This is a genomic window from Nocardia panacis, assembly GCF_003598715.1.
GTDB classification, from domain to species: domain Bacteria; phylum Actinomycetota; class Actinomycetes; order Mycobacteriales; family Mycobacteriaceae; genus Nocardia; species Nocardia panacis.
In genome coordinates this window covers 1,118,668-1,126,272 of the sequence record NZ_QZFU01000016.1, presented here as the reverse complement: position 1 = coordinate 1,126,272, position 7,605 = coordinate 1,118,668, and the positions used below count along the sequence as shown (strand labels likewise).

The window sequence follows — 7,605 nt, the reverse complement described above, 5'->3', positions numbered from 1 at the left end:
CATGTGTTAAGCACGCCGCCAGCGTTCGTCCTGAGCCAGGATCAAACTCTCCGTTGAAGACTCACAATCACACCCCGAAAGGCACGATCAGAATAATTCACTAGAGTCCGAAAACCCAGCAAAACAAATCGCCAGCCGGAAATTAGCTGACTTCAAAAATGTCCATCCTCCACACGGGGGTATGAAGGAAAGGAACCAAAAAATTGGCACTGACATTCATCGACACACTATTGAGTTCTCAAAGAACACACGCACACACCATCATCACAAGAATTAACTCGATTGATCGGTGAAGCAATGTTCCTCAGCTGACACCAACCGTACACCCAGTGTTCGACTGGATCCAAATCGGGCCAACTGACTGTCAGGCGCTCCTCGTCCTACCTCGTTTCCCATGCTCTCCGGCGGCGTTTCCGCTGCTAGAGGCTCCGGGTCGGTGTCCGTGTCGCTCTGACCTGGAATAAGTTACGCGGAGAAGAACACCGCGTCAAATCCCCTGGAAACGCGGCGTTTCCGCAGTTCAAAGCCGGGCAATCCACCCGCTCGACGGATTGGGCGGCGTAAATGTGACCCAGGACACGAAGATTCGTGCCTACCGGCCCGACAGCGGGGCCGCCGCAAGACCGTTCAACGCAAGGAACTCGCTGGTCAGAGCATGTGCGCTGGCCCCATCGACGGTTTCGTGGTCGGCGGCGGCCTCGACGATCCCCTTCGCGCTCGCGGACAGGTCATCGATGAAACCCTTGATCTGCGAGTGCAATTCGGTTGCGTACGCCGCCAACTGCGGTCCGGCGGCGAAACCCGGATTGTCGGCGCCCACCTGCGCGGACGACTCGAAGTACCTATCGGTCTGCTCGCGCGCGGCGACTGCCAGCGCGTCGAGCGCGTTGCCCGTGGCCTTCACCCTGGCCGGTTCGATATAGATTCCGCTCACGGCCAGACTCCTTCACCAGGTGACCTTCGGCCGCACGACCTCGATCTTCTGCCTGCCGACCTGCTGTTCGAACTCCGGCAGCCGACCATTGAGCGGATAGTTCTCCGCCGCGCCGGAATGCTGTGTGTACAGGACGTTTCCGTCGGGAAGCACCGCCGTCACCACCGCGGCGTGATGGACCTGCCCCGGATGCAGCGCCCCATGGTCCTCGCCCGCCGGACGCTCCTGGGTCTCGGTGAAATACAGCAGATCGCCGGGACGCACGCCCGCGAGAGTTCCAGCGGATCCCTCGACGGAGGCCACGATCCGACCGCCGTTCTCGACAAAGAAGTCCCGATTCTCCTGCGCGGCGCCCCAGGACGGTGTGTGCGCCCACCCCGGCGGCCCGATATCGGATCCGCCCCCGGTGCCATCGCTCCATCCGTCGTCATCGAAGCGGCGCGGCTTCCACCAGCTCTCCTTGCCCGACATCCCGCCGCCATATGCCAGCACGTGCGAGACGAAATTCGTGCAGTTGTCCCGACCGGTCCAGTCGATGCCGGTGTCATCGACATGGGCGCGCGCGTACCTGAGTGCACCGATCGCACTGAATCCGTTCTCGGGCCGGTCGAGCTCGCGCTTCACACCATCGGGAATTCCCGGCAGGTCGAACAGTTCGATCGGGGCGGCGAGTTCGAGGCGGCTCCGCTCCGCCGGGGTCAACGCGTTCCACCACTGCTCGACCAGATCCGGCGGCAGACCCTCGGGCAGCGTATTGCGAATCTCCTCAAGCGCGAGCTCGGCGTTTCGCGCCTGGATGTTCTGCGCGTCGGCCACGCTCGAGCTCGTCTTCGCCGGATCCAACTGCGCCGCCGCAGCGAGCGCCTCGGTGCAGTGTCCATCCGCCTGCGTCGCGGCCTTGATCGCGTTGTCGATCACCTGCTGCGCACGCTGCCTGTCATGGATCGCCCCCTCCTCATGGCGCAGCGCCGCCGGTATCGTCACCGCACCGGTCGCGGGGTCGACCTCGAGGCAGGCTTTGCGCGCGATCTCCAGACCCGATTCCAGTTCCTGCTGGGCGATTTCGATGGCTCGGCCGAGCGAGTCGAGCGGATCCACGGTCGACCTGGCGAGGATGGCGGCGATCTCGGCCTGATCGGCGACCGTGAGCAGGGCGTGGACCGCGGCCGATTGGCCGTACTGACTCTGCCAATCCTCGTTCAGCGAGCGAACACCATTGCCGTGAACATCGTCTTTGACGCGCTCACAATGTTGCGCGGCGGCCAGCAGATCGTCGGCAGCGGCGATCCACGAGGCAGGTTTCGCACTGCGCAACTGGGCAAAGGTGACCACCGGTCGACCCCCTTGGACCGGGTCTATGTGACGCACCGATCATGCCTGGCCGCACCCGACGGATTTGGGCCGCTACTCCCACCGGTGAGTACCTCGACTAGCCCACCACTACGCCATCCGTGGACTCCTCGGCCACTTCGGGCTCGACACTCTGCTGAACGTTGAACGCAGTATCTGCAATCACGCCTTTGCCCAACAGCTCCGCATGCCAGAGGTAGCGTCCCGGAGGCAACGTGAGGCCGGGACCGAGAGTAATCCCGGCGGCCGCCCGCGCACGTAGATCGACGATGTTCGCGGTGAGTACGAAGTCCATCGGCGCGTCTTGGAACTGAACAGGGTTTCCGTCGGCGCTCCACAGCTGTACGCGCACCAGGAAAACGCCGATCTGGTCGATATCGGGTTCCGGGTCGACAAAGACAACTACCGACATCGGTGGGGTTGGCGTAACGGTCCAGCTCCAGCCGAGGCCAAGAGCGTGCACTTTCCCTGACGGATCGCTCTGGGTGGCATCTGCGGTCAAGATGGTGAGCTTCACTCGGTTGCCTCCATCGAGACTTCCATGCTGTTGGCAGCGTGCGGAGCTACTCCGGAGTTGAACTCACGGTTGGGCGAGTACACAGGTGCGCCGGACGTCAACTGGGCGGAGTACGTTCTCCAACTCGAGACCTGAAACCATTGAACTCCACCAGGCCGCAGAACTGGGCGGCCCGTCACGCCTTCAAGGAACACGTCCAGCCGCGTCGAATTCGCCGCGCCACACTCCTCGAGCAACCTGGACAGTGCCGTGCGAACTTCTTCGAGGTGGTTCGCGCTCTCGTCGGCCGCATCGGTCTCGTCGAACTCGGCTACTCGCGATGTTGCGTTGACAAGTTCTACATGATGGGTGATGCGTGCACCGATCGCGAGCGCGTACCGCCGGATCGTGGACAGCCGCGGATCGGAGGTCAATTTCTCGAACTGCGTGATCACCGATCGGTTGCGGCCGATGTCGTGCGCGACCTGACTGGCAGTAATCTTGACGACGTTCTTCCGCAGGTCGACCAGCTTCTCCAGCATCTGATGATCGGCTTCGACGAGATCGTGTGCGAGAGCTTCGCGTGGATCGCTCATGTCGATCCCCATCAGGTCGTTGAGATCGTCGTTTGCGGTCATATGTTGAGGTTAACCTCAACGGCGGAGCTGTGCCGCGAATCGGTCTGTGATCCACTCCTTGAAGCGGTGTACCGCAAGCCTGATGTGCCCGTTCTGGATCTGGTTCCATCTGTGGTCCCACCGCTGGTCGGGCTTACGCGAGGCGACCACCCAGACCAGCACGGCCGGCATGTTGGGGACGCCTGCGTACAGCCGGAAGTGCCAGCCACCGCGGTTGCCCGGCCGAGGGAACTTCAGCTCGACGACAATATCTCCGTCGCGAACCTGCTCGTATTCGATGTCACGCACTGTGCCCGAGTGCGCGGCTTTCATCAGGGCTATCAGCTCTCGCCGCAGCATGATTCGGTCTGCGTGGCCAGGCGTCGGCGAGCCGTCGGGTCGGGCGGGTTCCGGATCCCCGACCGTGATGCGGTTCAGGTCGGCCTTGAACTCCGGATGCACTTCGGGTGTCCGCTCGCCGTACGGCCAATGCCCTGGCACCTCACTGGTCACGCGAACCCGTCCCCCGTGCGAACCGATGGTCAACGGCGTATTGGTTCGCCGCTCGCAACCAGCAATACCAGATGGGACCGACACAAGGAGCCGGATGGCAATGCCCGGTGCCCCGGGGGTCAGATGGCGGAGACGGAGGGATTTGAACCCCCGGTCGCTTTCGCGACGCTCGCTTTCAAGGCGAGTGCATTCGGCCGCTCTGCCACGTCTCCAGGTCACCGATGGTAGCCGACGGGTCAGCAGGCGCGGCGGGCGAGTTCGGCATCGACGCGGGCGAAAACCTCGGTGATGACGGCTAGTTGGGCGGGGGTGAGCAGGTCGATGAAATCGCGGTGGACCTCGGCGACGTGGCCGGGGGCGGCGGCTTTCAGGCGGGCCATGCCCTCGTCGGTGAGTTCGGCGACCACGCCGCGGCCGTCTTCCAGGCAGGTATTGCGGCGCACCATGCGCTGGGCTTCGAGGCGGCGGATCTGGTGGGTGAGCCTGCTGCGGGAGGACAGCACGCCGTCGGCGAGTTCGCTCATCCGCAGCGATCGGTCGGGGGCCTCCGAGAGCAGCACCAGGATCCGATATTCGGGGAGGCTGAGTTCGCTGTCGCGCTGGAGCTGACGGTTCAGCGCCGTCATCAGGCGCAGATGACCGTCCATGTAGGCGCGCCAGGCATGCTGCTGGTTCGCGGTGAGCCACCGCGGCTCGGCCATCGTCCGACCGCTCGGTTCGGGATGCACGCCGCTCATTCTAGGGGCCTACCAGGCGTGAAACGGCTCAGCGGACGGTGCTCAGTCGCCCAGCCGATCGACCAGTGCGCGCCAACTCCCGGCGGACGCGTCGCGGGCCGAGATGACGCTCACCGGCAGCGGCCAGTCGATGGCCAATTCCGGATCGTCGTGGGCGACGCCGAGATCCTCGGCCGGATCGTGTGGGCGGTCGATCCGGTAGCAGACATCGGCCTCGGTCAGCGCCTGGAAGCCGTGCAGGAAACCGGGTGGCACGTAGAGGTGACGAAAGTCTTTGTCGTCCAACAGGAATGACTGTTGCCGCCCGAAACTCGGTGAGGACGGCCGGATATCGACGAGCACATCGTGCACCGCGCCGCGCGCGCATCGCACGAGTTTGGCCTCGCCGCGCCCCGCGCGTCCGTGCATGCCGCGCACCACGCCGGGCGCCGAACGGGATTGGGAGTCCTGGACGAATCCCCCGGAGAATCCGGGCGCGTCGAGAAAGGCGTCGAAGGCGTTCGCGTCGAAAGTTCTGGTGAATAGGCCGCGTTCGTCGCGGAAGGGTTCGGGTTCGAGGACAAGCACGTCGGCCAGGTCGGTTCGCTCGATGCGCACCCGACCATGGTGGCACCGATGTGTCGTCGCCGCGCCGCTTCCGCGATGGTGCACTCTGGTCGGGTGCGCGCAATCAATCTGAACGGTTTCGGTGGACCTGAAGTCATGCAGTGGGGTGCGGCCCCCGATCCGGCGCCCGGTCCGGGCGAGGTGCTGATCGATGTGGCCGCGGCGGGCGTGAATCGCGCGGATATGTTGCAGCGCCAGGGTTTCTATCCCGCGCCGCCCGGCGCGAGCGAGACGCTCGGACTGGAGTGTTCGGGGGTGATCGCGGCGCTCGGTGCGGGTGTGCGCGATTGGCGGATCGGTGATCGGGTCTGCGCGCTGCTGGCGGGCGGCGGCTACGCCGAACGTGTCGTCGTGCCTGCCGGACAGGTGCTCGCGGTGCCGGATGAGCTGGATCTGGTCGCGGCGGCCGCATTGCCCGAGGTCGCGGCGACGGTGTGGTCGAACCTGGTGGATACCGCCGGACTGCATGCCGGACAGTTGCTGCTGATCCACGGCGGCGGCAGCGGGATCGGCTCGCACGCCATTCAGGTCGCGCGGGCGCTCGGCGCGCGGGTCGCGGTGACGGCGGGGTCGGCCGAGAAGTTGGCGCGCTGCGCCGAATTGGGCGCACAGATTCTGATCAACTACCGCGAGGAGGATTTCGTCGCCAGGATCGCCGAGGAGCGTTCCGGCTCCGGCGGATTCGGCGCGGATGTCATTCTCGACGTCATGGGCGGTTCCTATCTGGCCCGCAATGTGGAGGCACTGGCCCCGCACGGGCGCCTAGTAGTGATCGGCATGCAGGGCGGGGTCACCGGCGAGTTGAATATCGGTGCGCTGCTGCGCAAATGGGGCAGTGTGCACGCCACCAATGTGCGCAATCGGCCGAATACCGGCGCGGGCAGCAAAGCGGAGATCGTGGGCGAATTGCGGCGGCGGATGTGGCCGATGCTGGCCGAGGGCATCGTGGCGCCGGTGGTCGGCGCCGAATTGCCGATCACCGAGGCGGCGGCCGCGCACCGCATGCTCGAAGACTCCAAGGTCTTCGGCAAGGTGCTGTTGCGCGTCGAGTAGGGCTATTCCAGTCCGGCCAGCGCCCGACCGAGCTGATCGATCTCGAATCTCGTGGTGTACGGGGCGAGTCCGATGGTGACCGCCCCGCCCTCGTCATTGACGCCGAGCGCGTCGAGCAGTCGGCTACCGCCGTGCACGCCGCTGACCGTGCCGATGCGATTGTCGGCGAGTTTGGCGGCGATCTTCTCCGCCTGCATACCGCCCATGGTGAAGCTGACCGTGGGTATCCGGGTGGAGGCCCGACCGATGACGGTCAGTTCGGGGACCTTGTCGAGCACCTCCATCAGGTGTTCGAACAGCTGATCGTGATAGTCCTGCAGCGAGGTGATCGAGATTTCCAGCCGCTCGCGGCGGGTGCCGCGCGCCCGCTCGTCGAGCGCGGCCAGATAGTCGATGGAGGTGGTGAGGCCCGCGAGCAGCGCGTACTGGTGGCCGCCCACCTCTAGCCGCTCGGCGCCCTTGGCGTAGGGGTTCAGCGACATGGAGGGAATGCGGTCGAGGAAGGCGGGATCGCGGAAGACCAGCGCGCCCATCTGCGGGCCGCCCCACGCGGGGGCGCTGAGCGCGATCACGTCGGCGTTCAGGTCGTCGATATCGAGGAGCGCGTAGGGCGCGGCGCCGAAGCAGTCGGCGACGAGCAAGCCACCCACCTGATGCACCCTGTCGGCGGCGACCCGGACGGCGGGCGCCGACCCGACGATCGGGGAGGCCGCGGTGAGCGCCACCAGGCGGGCCGTCGGCCCGATCAGCTCCTCGAACTGCCACGACGGCATCTCGCAGGTCTCGATCTCGACCTCGGCCCAGCGCACGTGCGCACCGTAGCGGTTGGCGATGCGCAACCAAGGAGCGACATTCGCCTCGTCGTCCAGGCGCGAGAGCACGATGCCGGTGCCGAGTCCGAGACGTGAGCTGAGCGACTCCGCCAGCCAGGCCAGCAGGACCGCGCGATCCGGGCCGAGCACCACACCCGCCGGGTCCCCACCCACCAGGTCGGCGACGGCCGCGCGGGCCGCGTCCAGGATGGCCGCGCTGCGCACCGCGGCGCCATGCCTGCCCGTATGAGAGAAAGAGGAAGTCCGGAATCCTGTTGACACGGCGCGGGATACCGCGTCCGGGACCAACATTCCCGATTGTGGATCCAGGTGGATCCACCCGTCGCCCAGGGACGGTATCAGGCCCCGAACCCGCGCGACGTCGTAAGTCATGCTGGCCACTCTAAGGGCAGCGGGCGAGGCTGCGTAACCCAGTTCGCCCGCCCGCGACCCCGCCCGCGATACCACCGGGCTTAGCGCATCGCGC

Annotated in this window: 9 protein-coding genes and 1 tRNA gene; 1 reads left to right on the top strand and 9 read right to left on the bottom strand. The window is 65.6% G+C overall.

The genetic code is table 11. The features are described 5' to 3' along the window. Window positions 1–592: 592 nt before the first annotated feature. From D5S18_RS13330 to rfbC, 8 genes are all read right to left on the bottom strand, one after another. Window positions 593–934: a hypothetical protein gene (locus D5S18_RS13330; protein ID WP_120040357.1), complete on the bottom strand. Its 342-nt coding sequence runs from the start codon at window positions 932–934 to the stop codon at window positions 593–595. Window positions 935–946: 12 nt separating this feature from the next. Continuing rightward, complete coding sequence (locus D5S18_RS13325; protein WP_120040355.1) at window positions 947–2,266, bottom strand: amidase domain-containing protein; 1,320 nt, start codon at window positions 2,264–2,266, stop codon at window positions 947–949. Window positions 2,267–2,363: 97 nt separating this feature from the next. Next, the gene (locus tag D5S18_RS13320; RefSeq protein WP_120040353.1) at window positions 2,364–2,801 is read right to left on the bottom strand and encodes a hypothetical protein; all 438 of its coding nucleotides are present in this window, start codon (window positions 2,799–2,801) and stop codon (window positions 2,364–2,366) included. Then, window positions 2,798–3,418 (bottom strand): helix-turn-helix domain-containing protein, encoded by a 621-nt coding sequence (locus D5S18_RS13315; RefSeq protein ID WP_120040351.1) that lies wholly within the window; start codon window positions 3,416–3,418, stop codon window positions 2,798–2,800. Before D5S18_RS13315 ends, D5S18_RS13320 begins: the two co-directional genes overlap by 4 nt. A gap of 15 nt (window positions 3,419–3,433) precedes the next feature. Further along, window positions 3,434–3,910: a hypothetical protein gene (locus D5S18_RS13310; RefSeq protein ID WP_120040348.1), complete on the bottom strand. Its 477-nt coding sequence runs from the start codon at window positions 3,908–3,910 to the stop codon at window positions 3,434–3,436. A gap of 124 nt (window positions 3,911–4,034) precedes the next feature. Then, window positions 4,035–4,122, bottom strand: a tRNA-Ser gene (locus D5S18_RS13305). A gap of 24 nt (window positions 4,123–4,146) precedes the next feature. Then, window positions 4,147–4,647 (bottom strand): MarR family winged helix-turn-helix transcriptional regulator, encoded by a 501-nt coding sequence (locus tag D5S18_RS13300; protein ID WP_239003713.1) that lies wholly within the window; start codon window positions 4,645–4,647, stop codon window positions 4,147–4,149. Between the two features lie 42 nt (window positions 4,648–4,689). Further along, window positions 4,690–5,244 (bottom strand): dTDP-4-dehydrorhamnose 3,5-epimerase, encoded by a 555-nt coding sequence (rfbC, locus tag D5S18_RS13295; protein ID WP_120040345.1) that lies wholly within the window; start codon window positions 5,242–5,244, stop codon window positions 4,690–4,692. A 63-nt stretch (window positions 5,245–5,307) separates the two neighbouring features. Between rfbC and D5S18_RS13290 the strand changes: the two genes are divergently transcribed. Next, window positions 5,308–6,306 (top strand): NAD(P)H-quinone oxidoreductase, encoded by a 999-nt coding sequence (locus D5S18_RS13290; RefSeq protein WP_120040748.1) that lies wholly within the window; start codon window positions 5,308–5,310, stop codon window positions 6,304–6,306. 2 nt (window positions 6,307–6,308) lie between these two features. On the opposite strand, the gene D5S18_RS13285 is transcribed toward D5S18_RS13290, so the two are convergent. Further along, on the bottom strand, window positions 6,309–7,511 hold the full coding sequence (locus D5S18_RS13285) for a cysteine desulfurase-like protein (RefSeq protein WP_120040750.1): 1,203 nt from the start codon (window positions 7,509–7,511) through the stop codon (window positions 6,309–6,311). Window positions 7,512–7,605 lie beyond the last annotated feature (94 nt).